General features: G+C 62.6%; 16 protein-coding genes. 13 read left to right on the forward strand and 3 right to left on the reverse strand.

Annotated elements, in window-relative coordinates; genetic code table 11:
• Positions 1-717 (forward strand): heme-copper oxidase subunit III family protein, encoded by a 717-nt coding sequence (locus K3557_RS03825; protein ID WP_259990783.1) that lies wholly within the window; start codon positions 1-3, stop codon positions 715-717.
• A 9-nt stretch (positions 718-726) separates the two neighbouring features.
• Positions 727-1,098, forward strand: coding sequence for a cytochrome C oxidase subunit IV family protein (locus K3557_RS03830; protein WP_259997770.1), 372 nt, complete (start codon positions 727-729; stop codon positions 1,096-1,098).
• A gap of 116 nt (positions 1,099-1,214) precedes the next feature.
• Here K3557_RS03830 and katG read toward each other — a convergent pair whose 3' ends face one another.
• The gene (gene katG, locus K3557_RS03835; protein WP_259997772.1) at positions 1,215-3,416 is read right to left on the reverse strand and encodes a catalase/peroxidase HPI; all 2,202 of its coding nucleotides are present in this window, start codon (positions 3,414-3,416) and stop codon (positions 1,215-1,217) included.
• A 209-nt stretch (positions 3,417-3,625) separates the two neighbouring features.
• Between katG and K3557_RS03840 the strand changes: the two genes are divergently transcribed.
• The 4 genes from K3557_RS03840 (at position 3,626) to K3557_RS03855 (ending at position 7,465) form a co-directional block, all read left to right on the forward strand.
• Positions 3,626-4,543, forward strand: a complete 918-nt coding sequence (locus K3557_RS03840) for a LysR substrate-binding domain-containing protein (protein ID WP_259997774.1) — start codon at positions 3,626-3,628, stop codon at positions 4,541-4,543.
• A 201-nt stretch (positions 4,544-4,744) separates the two neighbouring features.
• Positions 4,745-5,806 carry a Hint domain-containing protein gene (locus tag K3557_RS03845; RefSeq protein ID WP_259997776.1) on the forward strand — a complete coding sequence of 354 codons (1,062 nt, stop codon included), beginning with the start codon at positions 4,745-4,747 and terminating at the stop codon, positions 5,804-5,806.
• Positions 5,807-6,124: 318 nt separating this feature from the next.
• Complete coding sequence (gene rpsD / locus K3557_RS03850) at positions 6,125-6,745, forward strand: 30S ribosomal protein S4 (protein ID WP_027258072.1); 621 nt, start codon at positions 6,125-6,127, stop codon at positions 6,743-6,745.
• A 150-nt stretch (positions 6,746-6,895) separates the two neighbouring features.
• Complete coding sequence (locus K3557_RS03855; protein ID WP_129370154.1) at positions 6,896-7,465, forward strand: PA14 domain-containing protein; 570 nt, start codon at positions 6,896-6,898, stop codon at positions 7,463-7,465.
• A gap of 93 nt (positions 7,466-7,558) precedes the next feature.
• Here K3557_RS03855 and K3557_RS03860 read toward each other — a convergent pair whose 3' ends face one another.
• Positions 7,559-8,020 (reverse strand): Lrp/AsnC family transcriptional regulator, encoded by a 462-nt coding sequence (locus K3557_RS03860; RefSeq protein WP_259990794.1) that lies wholly within the window; start codon positions 8,018-8,020, stop codon positions 7,559-7,561.
• Positions 8,021-8,125: 105 nt separating this feature from the next.
• On the opposite strand from K3557_RS03860, the gene K3557_RS03865 reads away from it, so the two are divergent.
• The 5 genes from K3557_RS03865 (at position 8,126) to K3557_RS03885 (ending at position 14,341) form a co-directional block, all read left to right on the forward strand.
• Entirely contained in the window at positions 8,126-9,550 is a 1,425-nt protein-coding gene (locus tag K3557_RS03865; protein WP_259997778.1) for an aminotransferase class V-fold PLP-dependent enzyme, read from the forward strand.
• Between the two features lie 171 nt (positions 9,551-9,721).
• On the forward strand, positions 9,722-11,368 hold the full coding sequence (locus K3557_RS03870) for a peptidoglycan-binding protein (RefSeq protein WP_259997780.1): 1,647 nt from the start codon (positions 9,722-9,724) through the stop codon (positions 11,366-11,368).
• A 125-nt stretch (positions 11,369-11,493) separates the two neighbouring features.
• Positions 11,494-12,579: a histidinol-phosphate transaminase gene (hisC, locus tag K3557_RS03875; RefSeq protein ID WP_259997782.1), complete on the forward strand. Its 1,086-nt coding sequence runs from the start codon at positions 11,494-11,496 to the stop codon at positions 12,577-12,579.
• Positions 12,576-13,508: a prephenate/arogenate dehydrogenase family protein gene (locus K3557_RS03880; protein ID WP_259997784.1), complete on the forward strand. Its 933-nt coding sequence runs from the start codon at positions 12,576-12,578 to the stop codon at positions 13,506-13,508. Before hisC ends, K3557_RS03880 begins: the two co-directional genes overlap by 4 nt.
• A complete protein-coding gene (locus tag K3557_RS03885) occupies positions 13,505-14,341 on the forward strand; it encodes an extensin family protein (protein ID WP_259997786.1) in 837 nt (278 codons plus the stop codon). The genes K3557_RS03880 and K3557_RS03885 overlap by 4 nt, the downstream gene beginning before the upstream one ends.
• A 160-nt stretch (positions 14,342-14,501) precedes the next feature.
• On the opposite strand, the gene K3557_RS03890 is transcribed toward K3557_RS03885, so the two are convergent.
• Complete coding sequence (locus K3557_RS03890) at positions 14,502-15,500, reverse strand: DUF2125 domain-containing protein (RefSeq protein WP_259997788.1); 999 nt, start codon at positions 15,498-15,500, stop codon at positions 14,502-14,504.
• A 67-nt stretch (positions 15,501-15,567) separates the two neighbouring features.
• Here K3557_RS03890 and K3557_RS03895 point away from each other — a divergent pair, with 67 nt between their 5' ends.
• Together K3557_RS03895 and K3557_RS03900 are read left to right on the forward strand one after the other, a co-directional pair.
• A complete protein-coding gene (locus K3557_RS03895; RefSeq protein ID WP_259997790.1) occupies positions 15,568-16,098 on the forward strand; it encodes a gamma-glutamylcyclotransferase in 531 nt (176 codons plus the stop codon).
• A gap of 77 nt (positions 16,099-16,175) precedes the next feature.
• The gene (locus tag K3557_RS03900) at positions 16,176-17,366 is read left to right on the forward strand and encodes a biopolymer transporter ExbB (protein ID WP_259997793.1); all 1,191 of its coding nucleotides are present in this window, start codon (positions 16,176-16,178) and stop codon (positions 17,364-17,366) included.

Below are 17,366 nucleotides of genomic sequence, written 5' to 3' on the forward strand. Positions count from 1 at the left end.
ATGGAACACCCATTGCAAGGCCAGGACCAGACGCTGCAGCAACAGGGACATAGCGGCTTTGCCGCCGATTGGGGGTCGGACCAGCGCGCCTTCAAGAAGGTCTCCTGGGGCAAGGCGATGATGTGGATCCTGCTGCTGAGCGATACCTTCGTCTTTGCCTGCTTCCTTGTTGCCTACCTGAATGCCCGCAACTCCACCACCGTTGAATGGCCTAACGCCAGCGAGGTTTTTGCCCTGCATATCGGCGGCGCCAACCTGCCGCTGATCCTGATTGCCATCATGACCTTTGTGCTGATCTCTTCCTCCGGCACCATGGCGATGGCGGTGAACTGCGCCTACCGCAAGGCGCGCAAGGCCACCGCTGTGCTGATGCTGGCCACTGCCGCGCTGGGCGCCGCCTTTGTCGGCATGCAGGCGTTTGAATGGTCCAAGCTGATTTCTGAGGGCGTGCGCCCCTGGGGCAACCCTTGGGGGGCCGAGCAATTCGGCGCCAGTTTCTTTATGATCACCGGCTTTCACGGCACCCATGTCACCATTGGAGTGATCTTTCTGGTGATCGTCGCCCGCCGGGTCTGGCGCGGTGATTTCGACCGCAACCAGCGCAGCTGGATGTCGGCGGGCAACGGCGACTATGAGGCGGTGGAGATCATGGGGCTTTACTGGCACTTCGTCGACCTGGTCTGGGTCTTTATCTTTGCATTCTTCTATCTGTGGTAGGGGGCCGATATGACAGATTCACCGCAAACCGCCGAGGCGGCGGAGATGGCGCATGACGAGGGGCAGCAGCATCCGCTAAAGCTCTATTTTTCAGTCTGGATACTGCTGTTCGTGCTTAGCGCGGCGTCTTACTGGGTCGATTACGCCCAGTTGCAGGGGCTGTTGCGCTGGAGCCTGATCCTGATCTTCATGACGCTGAAGGCGGGGCTGATCATTGCCGTCTTCATGCATATGGCCTGGGAGCGGCTGGCGCTGATTTATGCGGTTCTGCTGCCGCCCCTGGCGATGATCGGGCTGCTGGCAATCCTGATCATCGAGTCGGATTACACGGCAGAAACACGGGTGATCGAATTCGGCCAGGGAAGTGCAGCAATCGAATAATCCTATCGCCCGGCTGAAGGCCGGGCAGCGCCTGACCTTCGCCTTGTATCTCAAAGGCCGCAATGAAAAAGGCGCCCCGGTTTCCCGAAGCGCCTTCTTTTCAAGTAAGGTGCTGCTTACGCCGCCAGATCAAACCGGTCTGCGTTCATCACCTTGACCCAGGCCGCCACAAAGTTCCGCACAAACGCCGCTTCGCCATCTGCCTGCGCATAGATTTCGGCTAAGGCCCGCAGCTGCGAGTTGGAGCCGAACACCAGATCCGCCCGGGTGCCGGTCCACTTCACCGCTTCGCTGGCCCGGTCACGGCCCTCATAGGTGCCGTCGTCCGCCGGCTTCCACTCCACACCCGCATCGGTGATATTTGCGAAGAAGTCGGTGCTCAGCACGCCCACCCGGTCGGTGAACACGCCATGTTTGGAACCGCCATGGTTCGCACCCAGGACCCGCAGACCGCCAACCAGCGCAGTCATTTCCGGCGCGCCAAGGGTCAAAAGCTGCGCCCGGTCCACCAGCATCTTCTCAGCCGGAACGCTATAGGCGGCCTTCTGGTAGTTGCGGAAACCATCGGCCTCCGGTTCCAGCACCGCAAAGCCTTCGGCGTCGGTCTGCTCCTGGGACGCGTCCGTCCGGCCCGGTGTGAACGGCACCGAAACCGGGTGGCCTGCAGCCTTGGCGGCTTCCTCAACACCGGCGCAGCCCGCCAGCACGATAAGATCCGCCATCGAGATTTTCTTGCCGCCAGCAGCGCTTGCGTTGAAACTGGATTGGATGCCTTCCAGGATGTTAAGCACCTTGGCCAGTTGCTCCGGCTGGTTCACCTCCCAATCCTTTTGAGGTGCCAGACGGATACGGCCGCCGTTGGCCCCGCCCCGCATGTCCGAACCGCGGAAGGTCGAGGCCGAAGCCCAGGCGGTCGAGACCAGCTCGGAAACCGAAAGCCCGGTTGCCAGGATTGTGGCCTTCAGCTGCGAGGTGTCCTGTTCGTCCACCAGCGCATGATCCACTGCCGGGAGCGGATCCTGCCAGATCAGATCCTCGGCAGGCACATCCGCGCCCAGATAGCGCGACTTCGGTCCCATGTCGCGGTGGCACAGCTTGAACCAGGCGCGGGCAAAGGCATCGGCGAATTTCTCCGGGTTGGCATGGAAGTCGCGCGAGATCTTCTCGTAGACCGGGTCCATCCGCAGCGACATATCCGCGGTGGTCATCATCGGCGCATGGCGCTTGCTCGGGTCATGCGCGTCCACCACCATATGCTCCGGTGCCACGTCCTGCGCGTGCCATTGCTGCGCACCTGCGGGGCTTTTCTCCAGCTTCCACTCATAGCCGAACAGCACGTCGAAATAGCCCATGTCCCAGGTTGTCGGGTTCGGCTTCCAGGCGCCCTCGATACCCGAGGTCGTAGTGTCGCCGCCCTTGCCGGAGCCATGCGCATTGATCCAGCCAAGGCCCATCTGCTCCATCGCGCCGGCTTCAGGTTCAGCCCCAACCAGCTCAGGATCGCCGGCACCATGCGCCTTGCCAAAGGTATGGCCGCCCGCAACCAGCGCCACGGTTTCCTCGTCGTTCATCCCCATGCGGGCAAAGGTGTCCCGCACATCCAGCCCCGAGGCGACAGGGTCCGGGTTGCCGTTCGGCCCCTCGGGGTTCACATAGATCAGGCCCATCTGCACAGCGGCCAGCGGGTTCTCCAGGTCACGGTCGCCGGAATAACGCTTGTCGCCCAGCCACTCGGTCTCGGTGCCCCAATAGATGTCTTCCTCCGGCGCCCAAATATCCTCGCGGCCGCCGCCAAAGCCGAATACCGGGCCGCCCATCGATTCAATGGCACAGTTGCCTGCCAGGATTATCAGATCGCCCCACGAAATGCTGTTGCCGTACTTCTGCTTGATCGGCCACAGCAGGCGGCGCGCCTTGTCCAGGTTGCCGTTATCCGGCCAGGAGTTCACCGGCGCAAACCGTTGGTTGGCGGTGCCGCCGCCGCCGCGCCCGTCCGCGGTGCGGTAGGTGCCTGCGCTGTGCCAGGCCATGCGGATAAACAGCCCGCCGTAATGGCCATAGTCCGCTGGCCACCAGTCCTGGCTGTCGGTCATCAGCGCAAACAGATCCTTCTTCACCGCTTCCAGGTCCAGCTTGTTGAAGGCCTCGGCATAGCTGAAATCAGCCCCCATCGGGTTCGACTTGGGCGAATGCTGATGCAGGATCTTCAGGTTCAGCTGGTTCGGCCACCAATCCTGGTTCGAGGTGCCGCCGGCATCGGTATTCAGCGCCGCGCCGTGCATCACCGGGCATTTTCCTGCGGGGGTGTTTCCGTCCATATTCTTCTCCGATCGTGGCTTCAAATAGTTGAACTGCGTCGTGGCAGAAATGTTCCCGGATCAGTCCAGCAGCGCAGGCACCGCCTGAAAATGCACTGGGGGCAAAAAACTGCTGTTGCCGGGAGTCCCTGTTGTTCTGCAGAGGAGGCTAGCAGGGAAATCCCATTGGATTAAGTTGCATTTATTCATCGCAGTGATAATGAAATCCTATGATGAACGTGACTCTCCGTCAGATGCGCTATTTTGAGGCGCTGGCCCAGCACCGCCATTTCGGCCGTGCGGCAGGTGCCTGCGCAGTTTCCCAGCCCGCTTTGTCGGTTCAGATCAAGGAGCTGGAGGAAGCGCTGGGGGTGCAGCTGGTCGAGCGCGGCGCCCGCCAGGTGCGGCTCACCAGCCTGGGTGAAGACCTGGCAGGCCGGGTGCGCGGTATTTTGCGATCAGTTGATGAGCTGGGCGAGCTGGCGCGGGCGTCCCGGGAGGGGCTGGCCGGGCGGCTGCGGATCGGGGTGATTCCCACCATTGCGCCCTATTTGCTGCCGTCGATCGTCGGGAACCTGACCCGGCAATACCCGGAGGCTGACATCCGAGTGCGCGAAACCGTGACCCCAAGGCTGCTGGAAGAACTGGGAGAGGGCCGGCTGGACACGGCGATTGTGGCGCTGCCGGTTTCGGAACCGGCCTTTGAGGAGGTGGCGCTGTTCGAAGAGGATTTTGTGCTGGTGCGCCCCGGCGAGGACACCGGCAAACCGGTTCCCGGTCCCGATGGTTTGCGCGAAATGCGTCTGCTGCTGCTGGAGGAAGGGCATTGTTTCCGCGATCAGGCGCTGTCGTTCTGCAACATGCAGTCGGCAGCCCCGCGCGAACTGCTGGATGGCAGCTCGCTGTCGACCCTAGTGCAGATGGTCAGCGCCGGAATCGGCGTCACGCTGATTCCCGAAATGGCCGTCCCGGTCGAGACCCGCTCGGCTGTTGTCTCGGTCGCGCGCTTCCGGGACCCTCAGCCGGCCCGCACCATTGGCATGATCTGGCGCCGTAGCAACCCGCTTGCGCGGCAGCTGCTGCAGGTGGCAGAAGTGGTTCGGCAGGCTGCGCAGACCCTGCGTTCCAGCTATAGTCCGTTGAGTTGAAATGGATTTGTTTAGTATCTGTGGACAATCATCCGCCCTGTTTTCCAGCGATTGAGTGCCGCCAAAACCGCTGCAACCGCATGAAGATTGATGCCTAAAGGGCACGCTCACAACCATTTTATGGCATTGCAGTTTCGGGCCGGAAGGTGCGTTGTTAAGCTTTCGTTAATAAAAAACGAATTTAGGCAGGCATACAGGCAGATGAAAACGGGCTTTCGTGGCACGTTTGTTGTTTCCTGGTCGCAAACCGAGATTGACGGCCTACCGGCCGCACCGGTTGACGCTCTTGATGTAGGGGCGGCTTGGTCTTGGCATGGCGATGCTGTGCGGGTGGACGGGCCGGCAGAGCTGTTGCGGCTGGACATGGCAAATGGCGAGGCAGATTTGCGCCGCCGGGCGGCACGGTCGGTGCGCCGGCTGGTAGGTGCGGCTGTTCAAAACCGGACCGATGTCGATTCGGTCAAGGTGGACGAGCCGCTGATGGACAGCAGCTTTGTTGTGACCAACGGCGTGCAAAGTTTCACCGTGACTCTCATAGAGGTGGGGCCGGGCCAGCGCCCGCTTTTGATGTTCGTCGACGAGCTGCCGCCGCGCGGTGCTGATCTGTGGGTGGTGCATCATTCGCTGGGAACGGTCAGCGCCGATCGTCCGCAGGGCGAAACCGGTGTGATCTGCTTTACCCCGGGCACTTTGATCGCAACACCCGGCGGCCCGAAGCGGGTTGAGCGGCTGCGCGAGGGCGAAAAGGTGCAGACCCGCGACAATGGCGCCCAGGAAATCCTCTGGATCGGCTCCCGCCGGATCAGCGGCGCACGATTGTTTGTGATGCCGCGGCTGCGCCCGATCCGCATTCACGCCGGGGCCTTGGGTATCGACCGCCCAGAGCGGGAGCTGCTGGTCTCGCCGGATCACCGGATGCTGCTGCGCGGCGACCGGGTGCGGGCGCTGTTCAACACGCCCGAAGTTCTGGTGGCGGCAGGCGATCTGGTCAACGGCCGTACAATCCTGCCCGACGCCTCGGTGCGGCAGGCGACCTATATCCATATCATGCTGGCTAATCACCAGGTGCTTTGGGCCAACGGGGTTGAGACCGAAAGCTTCCACCCCTCCAATGCATCCCTGACAGCGCTCAGCGACAGCGACCGGTCGCGGCTGTTCCATCTGCAGCCCGGACTGGAGCGAAATCCGCTGGGTTATGGCACGTATGCGCGCCGCAACCTCAATGCATCCGAGGCTGCGATTCTGGGCCACGAGGCGGCCTGATCCGTTACCCGAACGCTGCCAGGCGTCCGGGCTCTTGCTGATTTCGCGGATTTCCCTGCGAAACCTGGCTGGCCGATGTTGACTCTGTCCCATCCCCCTATATAAGCGCGGCTTCATTGGTGTTGGCGGCCCTCGCAAGGGGATGCCTGTCATGCCCGGATCCTGGATCCGGAGCAAGAGGACAACGCCCTTCGATTGTTGCAGGTGCTCCTGGAACTGGTGAACACGGACGGTGCAGTGGCGTATGCGATTGCTGCCCGAAAAGTGGGAACCGGTTTTCGGAAACAGCTGCAATGCCACTAAAGAAGGAGATCAGCCGTGACCAAACGCACGTCTGCCAAGTACAAAATCGACCGCCGCATGGGCGAAAACATCTGGGGCCGTCCGAAGTCCCCGGTCAACCGCCGCGACTATGGCCCCGGCCAGCACGGTCAGCGCCGCAAGGGCAAACTGTCCGACTTCGGCATCCAGCTGCGCGCCAAGCAGAAGCTCAAGGGCTACTACGGCGACCTGACCGAAAAGCAGTTCCGCCGCATCTACGGCGAAGCCGTGCGTGTGAACGGCGACACCGGTGAAAACCTGATCGGCCTGCTCGAGCGCCGCCTGGACGCCGTTGTTTACCGCGCCAAGTTTGTGGCAACCGTCTTTGCGGCCCGCCAGTTCGTGAACCACGGCCACGTGACCGTGAACGGCAAGCGCGTCAACATCCCGTCCTACCGCGTGAAAGAGGGCGACGTGATCGAAGTCCGCGACAAGTCCAAGCAGATGGTTGCCGTTCTGGAAGCCACCCAGCTGGCCGAGCGCGACGTTCCCGATTACATCGAGGCCGACCACTCCAAGCTGAAGGCAACTTTCGTGCGCACCCCCGGCCTGGGCGACGTGCCGTACCCGGTTCTTATGGAACCGAACCTGGTTGTGGAATTCTACGCCAAGAACTAAGCCTGCTGCCATCACGGCACATGGCGAAAGGGCTGTCCTGCGGGGCAGCCCTTTTTCGTTTACAGTATCTCCGGGGCCGTATTGGCAAAACCCGGTAGCCCTGCGCTCCGCCTGCCACTATCCTGCCTGTAAAACGACAGGGAGTGAGTGATGAAAACCTATCTGAAGGCTGCCGCCGCGATTGCAGTCCTGACCGCCGCCTCCGCAGGCGCTGCGCCGCTGAAGCTGGTCCCGGCAGACCCGCAGCCCTCCGGCGTCAAGCCGGGTTTGTCGGTGGTCTACGCCTATCCGCATGATGTGAAATCTCTGGTTGAGGCCTCCTCGGCGCTGAAAATCTCCAGCGAGCGGGGCCAGCCCATCGCGGGTCTCGACAACCGTGACACGGAGGAGGGGCAGAACACGCTCACTTCCAAACGGGCGCTGAATGTCGTGGCCCGGATCACTGGCTATGTGAAGATTGACCAGCCCGGCATCCACAATATCGACTTTCTCACCAATGACGGGCTGCGCGCCAGGGTCGGCGGCCAGGTGGTGGGCGAATACGATGGCCGCCAGTCCTGCGACAGCACCATCCTGACAGAAGTAGAGGTGCCGTCAGCGGGCTGGTATCCGGTTGATATCCTTTACTTCCAGCGCCTCGGCACTGCCTGTCTGCATATGCGCATGGGGCCGGACGGCAAGCGCCCGAAATGGATGAAGAACAGCGCCTTTGGGCATTGATCAGTCCGGCAGGGCTTCTTTCTGGGCGAAAATACCCCGGGGGAAGCCCGCAGGGCTGGGGGCAGCGCCCCCCCCCTTTCCCAACCCGCCGGGCTACAGCGGCAACGGGCGCCCCTCGGCGATGGCTTCCATCGCGAAGTAAGACGTCACGCTGTCCAGCTCCACCCCCGAGATCAGCCGCTGATAGACCTTGTCATAACTGGCCATGTCCTCGGTCACCACTTTCAGCTGGTAGTCGTAATCACCGCCAATGCGGTGGAAATCCACCACCTCTGGGATCGTCAGCACATGGCGGCGGAATTTCAGCAGCCAATCCGCCGAATGATGCCGGGTACGCAGCAGCACAAAAACCACCAGATCCAGCCCCAGCTGCTTGCGGTCGAGCCGTGCAGTCGAGCCCTTCAGCAGCCCGCTGTCGTTCAACGCTTTCAGCCGCCGCCAGCAAGCGTTCTGCGACAGGCCCACCTGATCGGCCAGCTCCCGTTGCGACAGGCTGGCATCCTGTTGCAGCGCGCGTAGAATGCTTCGGTCAATTTGATCGGCTGTTTTGCTCATATGAAGATCATATGACACAATGATTGTTTTATCCACTCAGTATTTGCCAAAGTTTTTGCGCATGGAAGCGTTCATCTTGATTGCGAAAGATAACGGAGGCGCGACATGACCCTGGCAGTATTCAAACACACAATCCGGCAGGCCGCTCAAAACGGCGCCTTGGGCCGCAGCGTGATCGGCGACGGGGTGATGATTCCCGGCCTCGATGGCGAGGTGCCGCTGGTCTATGCCGACTACGTCGCCTCCGGCCGGGCGCTGCGCCAGGTCGAGGATTTTGTGGCAGGCCAGGTGCTGCCCTTCTATGCCAACTCCCATACCGAGGCGTCTTATTGCGGCACGCAGATGACCCGCCTGCGCCGCGAGGCCCGGGCTGAGATCGCCCGCATGACCGGCGCCACTGGGGATGATGCGGTGATTTTCACCGGATCGGGCGCCACCGCGGGTCTCAACCGGCTGGTCAGCCTGTTCGGCGTGAACGAGGCTGTCCGGCCGGTTGTCTTCATCGGCCCCTATGAGCATCACTCCAACATCCTGCCCTGGCGCGAAAGCAAGGCGGAGGTGGTGGAAATCCCCGAGGCCGCCGAGGGCGGTGTGGATCTGGCAGTTCTAGAACTCGCCCTGAAGCAGCACGCCGGCAGCGATCTGAAGATCGGCAGCTTCTCGGCGGCTTCCAACGTCACCGGCATCGTGACCGATCCTGACCCTATCAGCCGTCTGCTGCATGCGCACGGCGCACTGGCGGTCTGGGACTATGCCGGCGGCGGCCCGTATCTGCCAATCGACATGGGGCAGGGCGGGGCGGCACGTAAGGATGCCGTGGTGGTCTCGCCGCACAAGTTTCCGGGCGGACCCGGTGCTTCGGGTGTGCTGGTGGTCAACTCAGGCGCGGTGCGCCGCCGCTGCCCGTCCTGGCCGGGCGGGGGGACTGTCAGTTTTGTGTCCCCATGGCAGCACGAATACAGCCTGGACCTGGCAACCCGCGAAGAAGCCGGCACACCGAATGTGATCGGCGACATCCGCGCAGCCCTGGTATTTCTGGTGAAAGAGGCGGTCGGCCAGGAGCAGATCGAAGCCCGTGAAGCCAGGTTTGCAGACATGGCCTGGGCGGGCTGGTCCGGCAATCCGCACCTGCAGATCCTGGGCCACCGCGATGCGCACCGGCTGCCGATCTTCTCCTTTCTGGTTTCGGACGGGGCCGGTAATCCGGTGCATCAGCAGCTGTTCACCCGCATGCTAAGCGACGTCTACGGCATCCAGGCCCGCGGCGGCTGCGCCTGTGCGGGGCCTTATGCACACCGGTTGCTGGGCATTGGCCGACCGGAGTCGGAACGGCTGTTTGCCGACTTGAAGGCAGGCGAGGAAATGAAAAAGCCCGGCTGGGTCCGGCTCAACTTCTCATATCTGATGGAGGAGGAGACCGCGCAATACGTCATCGATTGCGTCAACGATCTGACCCGAAGGGCAGGAGGGCTTGCGGCCCGTTACAATGTCGATCCGGAAACCGCGCGGTTCAAGGCGCTGGTCGCCTAGACGCAAACAAACCGGGTGCTTTCCCGGGGCTGGGAAGCACCTCACATACACGTGATATGTAGGTATCGAACCCCTGTATTTAAAGGGGGAAAATACAGGTCAAATCCCCCGCGACGGCGCGAAGGGGTGCGTGGCACGCTCTAACTGTATTTTATTGATTGGAGCACTGTTATGGCCCTTAAGCTTTCCGCCCCTGTTGGTGACAAGAAACGGATCACCAAACCGGACCCCAAGACTGGCGAGAGCAAATTCAAGCCGGTCAAGAATGCCCCCGCAGATGTCGAGCTGGTCCGCCTGATGCTTAAGGCAAACGGCTATTCCATTGAGGTCAGCACCAAATGCGACGCCGGGCTGATCAACACGATCAAGGATTTTCAGAAAAAGAAGCTGGGTTTCAAGAAGCCTGACGGCATTGTCGACCCCGGCATGCGGACCTGGAACGCAGGCCTGCCGAAACTGGCGGCACAGCATTCTGCCGACACCAAAGTGGAGCGGATTGAAGTTGTCGAGAACGGCAAGACCAAGCTGATCACCGTGGCCGAGTTTGAAGCCGGGCAGGAGGAGCTGCGGCGCAAGCTTCTGGCCAAGGCCAACATGATGTACGGTCAGGCGGAATCGTGGGTTGATTTCTGCAACGAGGTGGAAAGCACCCGCCAAGGGAACGACACCTTCCTGAACGCATTGACGGAATTTGCCGTCAGCGTTGTCAACGACAAGACCGATCCGCCCTGGACCCCGATCCTGAATGCCCGCTCTGAATCCAGCCTGCTGAAAACGCTGACGACCAAGAAGAAGCCTGACTGGAAAAAGGTGTACAAACAGGACGTTAAAGCATCTAAAGCCTATAACACCGGCGGCAAGGCGTTTAAGAAATTCATTGACCAGCGGATCGCAACTGCCGGCGGAATTGTCTGGAAGCTGGAAATCGTGCGCGAAGTGTCTTTTGCCGTGGTCGAAACCTATATGACCGCCCGTCTGGTGGCGACCAAGGGCATGTCCCCGGCCAAGGCCCACGCCATTGCCGCCGCCAGCACCGAGGCGCTGAAATCCAGCGCCGGCCAGCTGGGTGAGCATCTGGCGGGCAACAAGGTGACCTGGGATGGCGCCGCCAAGAAGGTCTTCATCGACAGCTTCATCGCCGGGCTTGCGGGTGCTGCTGGCGGCAAACTGACCTCCAAACTGTCGGCAGGGCTCGCCGATGATCTGGCCAAAGCCGCAGCCTCGAAACTCTCACGCGAGTTTCCCAAAAAGGCAGTGAAAGTTTTCTTTGAGAAGTTCCTGAAATCCAAGGCCGGCGAGGCGATGGTGACCGAGGCGCTGAAGGAAACCATCGGTCTGGCCAAGCCCCTGATCGAAAAGGGCCGCCCGCCGAACACCAAGGAGATCAAGGAAAGCATCGCTAAGATCCTGACCGCGGGCATCATGTCGGCGGGCGCAGGCAAAGCGCTGGACAAATTCTCTTCCGGTTTCACCGGCGCTGCTGAAAAGTTCCTCAAGACCAAACTGGCACCTGCCGCCATGGAAGGCGCGGTCAAGAAAGACCTGATTGCCAAATACGGCACCAAAGCGACCGAGGATTTCATCAAGCTGCACGGCGACGCCATTTATGGCGAGATTGCCAAGCAGATCAGCGGCAAGTCGTTCAGCAAATACGCAGGCGAGGTTCTGATCAGCTCGGACGGGTCGCAATCGGCCTCGACCATGCAGAAACAGGCCAATGAGGCGATGCGCAAGGACATGGAACTGCGCAAGCAGATCCAGAAAATCATCATGGCCGAAGCCAAACGCAAGATGCCCAAGTCGGCAGCGGCGCATTAACGCCGGCTGCACCGTCATTGGGGGCTGCTGCTCGGGGGGGCGGCAGCAATGGGGAAGCGTCATCTTGGTGCTTCCCCACCAGCCTTTGGGCCGCTAGAACGGGCAGGAATTAAGGAGCCCGTATTATGACTCAACTCACACCGCAGCCCGGTATCATGGACATCGCTCTTTATCAGGGCGGGGCTGCTCATGTGAATGGGGTGAGCAATGTTGTGAAGCTCTCCTCGAACGAAAACCCGCTGGGCCCCAGCCCGCGCGCCATCCAGGCGATGCAGGATGCGGCGGCCAATATGCACCGCTATCCAAGTTCGGACCACGCGGCGCTGCGGCAGGCAATCGGCGAGGTTCACGGGCTGGAGCCGGAGCAGATCATCTGCGGTGCCGGCAGTGATGAAATTATTACATTCCTGTGCCAGGCCTATGCCGGTCCGGGCGATGAGGTGCTGTACACCGAACACGGCTTTGCCATGTACCGCATCAGCGCACTGGCTGCCGGTGCGACGCCGGTGGAGGTAAAGGAACGCGAGCGGGTCACCGATGTAGACGCTCTGCTGGCGGGCTGCACCGACCGGACCAGGCTGGTCTTCATTGCGAACCCGAACAACCCCACCGGCACCATGATCAGCGAAGGGGAAGTGGCCCGGCTGGCCGATGGCATCCCGGCGGGGGCTATCTTGGTGCTGGACGGCGCCTATGCTGAATATGTCGAAGGCTTCGATGCTGGGGCTGCCATTGCCAACGCGCGCAGCAACGTCTTCATGACGCGCACTTTCTCCAAGATCTACGGTCTGGGCGGTGCGCGGATCGGCTGGGGCTATGGCCCGCGGGAGATCGTCGGCGTGCTGAACCGGGTGCGTGGCCCTTTCAACGTCTCCAGCACAGCGCTGGCCGGGGCCGAGGCCTCGGTTCGGGATGCGGACTATGTGGACAACTGCCGGACCATGAACGCCAAATGGCGCTCTTGGCTGGCAAATGCTCTCGCTGAACTCGGCGTGCCCTCGGACGTCTCCAGCACCAATTTCATCCTGGCCCGCTTTGCCAGCCAGGCCGAAGCCGAGGCCTGCGACAGTTTTCTGCAGTCGCAGGGGCTGATCGTGCGCCGGGTGGCGGGATACAACCTGCCGAACGCACTGCGCATCACCATCGGCGACGAAGATGCCTGCCGCCGCGTGGCACAAGGGGTGAAAGCATTCAAAGAGGGGCAGGCATGAGCAGTCAGGACAACAGGCAGGTTTACGGGCGCGTTGCGCTGATCGGGCTGGGCCTGATTGCGTCCTCGATGTACTGGGCGATGAAACGCGCAGGGCTGGCGGGCGAGGTCACAGGGTATGCCCGCAGCCTCGAGACCCGCGCAACCGCCCGCAGGATCGGCCTGTGCGACAGGGTCTGCGACAGCGCGCAGGAGGCCGTGAAAGATGCCGATCTGGTGGTGCTCTGCGTTCCCGTTGGCGCCATGGGTCCGGTGATGGAAGACATCGCCCCGCTGCTGAAACCCGGCGCCACGGTGTCGGACGTGGGCTCGGTCAAACGCCATGTGATCGACGCCGTGCTGCCCCATATCCCCCAAGGTGTGCATTTCGTGCCCGCCCACCCGCTGGCCGGGACTGAACATTCCGGCCCGGAATCCGGTTTTGCTGAGCTGTTCGACAACCGCTGGTCGCTGCTGGTGCCGGTCGAGGGCACCGATGCCGCAGCCACCGCCCGCCTGCGCGCGCTATGGGAGGGGATGGGCGCCAATGTTGATGAGATGGACGCCGACCACCACGACCTGGTGCTGGCCGTCACCTCGCACACGCCGCACCTGATTGCCTACACCATGGTGGGTGTCGCCGACGACCTGCGCCGGGTGACCGACAGCGAGGTGATCAAGTATTCCGCCGCTGGTTTCCGCGACTTCACCCGCATCGCGGCCTCGGATCCGACCATGTGGCGCGATGTGTTTCTGACCAACAAGGACGCCACGCTGGAAATCCTGGGCCGGTTCACCGAGGAGCTGTTTGCCCTGCAGCGCGCCATCCGCACCGGCGACGGCGACCATCTGCACGATTACTTCACCCGCACCCGCGCCATCCGCCGCGGCATCATCGAGGCCGGCCAGGACACTGATGCGCCGGACTTTGGCCGGGGGCAAAAGAAATGATCCGCGCGGGCGCCCTGCTGCTGGCAACGATGCTTGGCGGTGCCGCGCTGGCCGCTGCACCGGAAACCTCGCTTGCGCCGCCTGCGCGCCCGCAGGCTGATGCGGGCTTAACTGATGCGGGCTTAGAGGTAGCTGGCATAGTCAATTCGCCGGAATTACGCCCGGTTTCACGCCCGCAATCGGAACAGATCCTGGCAGCAGCAGCCCGCCCCGCAGATCTGCCGCTGCTGGGGCCGGGATCATCTCTACTGCCTTTTGCACGGCCGGACAGCCTGGCAGAGAAGGTGCTGTTCAAGCGCCGCAAGCGGCGCAAGGGATCGGTCTGCGGCGATATTGATATCCAGGGCGACAGCGTTGGCCACGTCTCGGGCACGCTGCCCGGCTGCGGCGCCAAGGATGCGGTGCGGGTGCGCGAGATTGCCGGGGTGCGGCTCAGCCAGGCCTCGCTGATGACCTGCAACACCGCGCGGGCGCTGAAAACCTGGATCAACCGCGAGGTCGAAACCGCCTTTGGCCGCCGTAACAAGGTGGTCTCCCTGCGCGTTGCCGCGCATTATGCGTGCCGAACCCGCAACAACCGCCCCGGTGCCAAGATTTCGGAACATGGTAAAGGGCGGGCCATCGATATCTCCGGTTTCACCCTGGCCAGCGGCGAGACGGTGACGGTGCTGAAAGGCTGGCAGAACCGCAAGACCCGCAAGACGCTGAAAAAGCTCTGGCGCGCAGCCTGCGGACCCTTCGGCACCGTTCTGGGGCCAGAGGCCGACCGCTATCACCGCGACCATTTCCACCTGGATGTCGCGCGCCACCGCGGCGGTTCGTATTGCCGCTAGCGGTGTGCTCCCGCGCCTGAAAGTGCCCAGGGGCACATTACAGCCTTGGGCCGGGCGCGCTGCGCGCGCAAAAAAGTCTTGCTGAGAAACGCTTCAGGGGCTGGTTTTCCCTTTGCCTGTAGTTGGCCAACGGCGCGGCCCGTGACAGGCGGATTCGCGGTCAGCGGATGATCAGCCGCGGGGCGCGGCCCAGGGGCAGGGGGCCAAGTGTCACATAGCCGCCGGTGAACCCCAGCGTGATGTCCAGGTTCCGCGGGTTGCCGCTTGTTTCTGCCAGGAGGCTCAGCACCCGCTCGACAGAGCTGCGCAGGCTGGGAGGCAGCGCGCCGCTGCGTTCCGCCATCAGCACCAGCCCGCGCCAGTTTTCCGCCTGCAGCGTAATCCCGCCCTCCGGCAGGCCCTGCGCGTCCACTGCCAGCGTCCCGGCGGCTTTCAGCCGCAGATCGCCCCAGCGGGCTTCGGCCAGTTTCAGATCGATCCGGCGCGGCTGCGGCCGTTGCTGTTCCAGTGCGGCCCGGTCCCAGGGCGCGTCAAACTCAACCGTCAGCTCCAATGCCAGCGTGTCGAACCGTTCCGGCAGCGCCGAACTGGCCGCCAGCAGCCGCCGCCAGGCGGCGCGGGGGGCAAACTCAGCGGCTTCTGCCGTAATCCGGTAGATCGCAGGCCTGTCAGACTGCACCATGCGCAGGTCCAATGACGCGCCGCTCAGCACCGTCTCGCCGCTTCGGGCGATCTGCCAGGGGCCCGAGATCAGCGCCAGTTCTTCCAATTCCAGCGCCGCGCCCGGCGCCAGATGCAGGCTGGCCTGCAGATCCTGGGCCGTGATCACTGCGGTCTGGTCGAAATAGGATAGCCGCTGGGCCGAGGCAGGGAAGTGCAGGTCCAGCTTGCCCGGCCAGACAGCAGGGCTTGCCAGATCCAGCCAGTCCGCCCGCCAGGCGGTGCCGGTGCCGGGATCAGCCAGCGCCGGGCGGCTGATCCGGGTCATATGGCGGATAGGGTAGCCGCTGGTTTCAAGTGCAGAAAATTCCGCCTGCCAGCCCCGCCGCTCTTGCTCGGCAAACCAGGCCGCGATGCCGCTGCGCAGCCCCCAGGCCGCCGCCGCCCAATACAGGCTCCACACCATCAGGGCGGCAATCAGCAGTTTTGCCAGGCGCATCGGTTAGCCTCTTTTGTCCGGATCAGGATTGCTGTTTATAGAGGGGGAGCAGAAAGGGCCAGACAACATGACCATGTGGGTTTTCGGATACGGATCGCTTCTTTGGAACCCCGGCTTCCCGGTGGCGCGGCGCGAGGTGGCGGTGCTGCATGGCTATGCGCGGTCGTTTTGCATGACCTCGATCCATCACCGCGGCACCGAGGACCACCCGGGTCTGGTGCTGGCGCTGGACGAAACCGAAGGGGCCAACTGCAAAGGGCTGGCGCTGTCGGTCGAAGCCGGCCACGAGGAGCAGACGCTGGCAAAGCTGCGCGAGCGCGAGCTGATTTCCTCTGCCTACTTGGAGCGTGACCTGGAAGTGGAACTGACGGACGGCAGCCTTGTCACCGCCGTCACCTATGTGATCGACCCGCATCATGTGCAATATTGCGGCGGTCTTAGCCTGGAAAAACAGGCGCAGATGATCGCTCATGCGGTGGGCGGGCGCGGACCCAACACCGAATACCTCTATAACACTGCTGAGCATCTGGCGGAGATCGGCCTGCATGACAGCGACTTGGACTGGCTGGCGGGCCGGGTGCGGGACATCACCGCATAAAGCCTTGGCGCTTTTGACACTTTGCTTATAGGCTGCGAACCAAATACGAGCAGTCAACGTGTCAGGAGCCAACCAATATGGCGCAGCCAGACCGCAAAACCCGGCCGCAGTTTTCCCAGCCGGTGCGGCAGATCATCATGATGCTGATCGCATTGGGGCTGTCAGCCTTTGGCGCCTTTGTCGCCTTGCCGCGGGTGCTGCCGGTATTTGAGGCCAACCCTTGGCTGAACGGCTTTATCGTCTTTGTCTTTGTGATCGGGGTGCTGGCCTGTTTCTGGCAGGTTGTGCAGCTCATCGGTTCGGTGCGCTGGATTGAACGCTTTGCATTCGGCGACACTTCGGATGAGCGCCGGACGCCGTCAATGCTGGCGCCCTTGGCCTCGCTGCTGCGCTCGCGCGGGGCGCGGATGCAGCTGGGATCGGCCTCGACACAGTCCATTCTGGACTCTGTCGCCAACCGTATAGATGAAGACCGGGAAATTACCCGGTATATCGTCAACCTGCTGATTTTCCTTGGCCTTCTGGGCACCTTCTATGGTCTGGCCACCACGGTTCCTGCCGTGGTCGATACCATCCGCAGCCTGGCCCCGCAGGAAGGCGAAGAGGGGCTTTCTGTCTTCAATCGCCTGATGACGGGCCTTGAGGCGCAGCTGGGCGGCATGGGTGTCGCCTTTGCCTCATCCCTGCTTGGCCTGGCCGGCTCGCTGATCGTCGGCCTGCTGGAACTGTTTGCGGGCCATGGCCAAAACCGGTTCTACCGCGAGCTGGAGGAATGGTTGTCTTCGATCACCCGGGTCAGCTTCTCCTCGGGCGACGATGGTGCCGGCGACAGCGGTGTCGTCTCCCAAGTGCTCGACAACATGGCCGAGCAGATGGACGCGCTGCAGATGATGTTTGCCGAAACCTCCGAAGGCCGCGCCGCGGTGGATCAAAAACTGGGCGATCTGGTGGAAACCATTCAGGAGATGAACCGCCGCCAGGAGCAGACCGGCACCGTCACCGCAGCACTTGACCGGGTGGCCGTCGGGCAGGAAGCCCTGACCGAGATCCTGCGCGCCCATAGCGAACAGGGCGGTATCGACGCCGAAAGCCGGATGCGGCTGCGCTCGATCGACGTGCAGATGCTGCGCATCCTCGAGGAAATCTCGGCCGGCCGCCAGGAAAGCCTGAGCGAGCTGCGCAAGGACATTGACCTGTTGGTCAGGGCCTTCGCCCGCCCGCGCGGCTTGTCCCGCGGCGGTGGTGCGGGCTGGGACGCGGGGGAGTAA

The sequence above is a fragment of the Leisingera sp. M523 genome, from assembly GCF_025141335.1.
Classification (GTDB): domain Bacteria; phylum Pseudomonadota; class Alphaproteobacteria; order Rhodobacterales; family Rhodobacteraceae; genus Leisingera.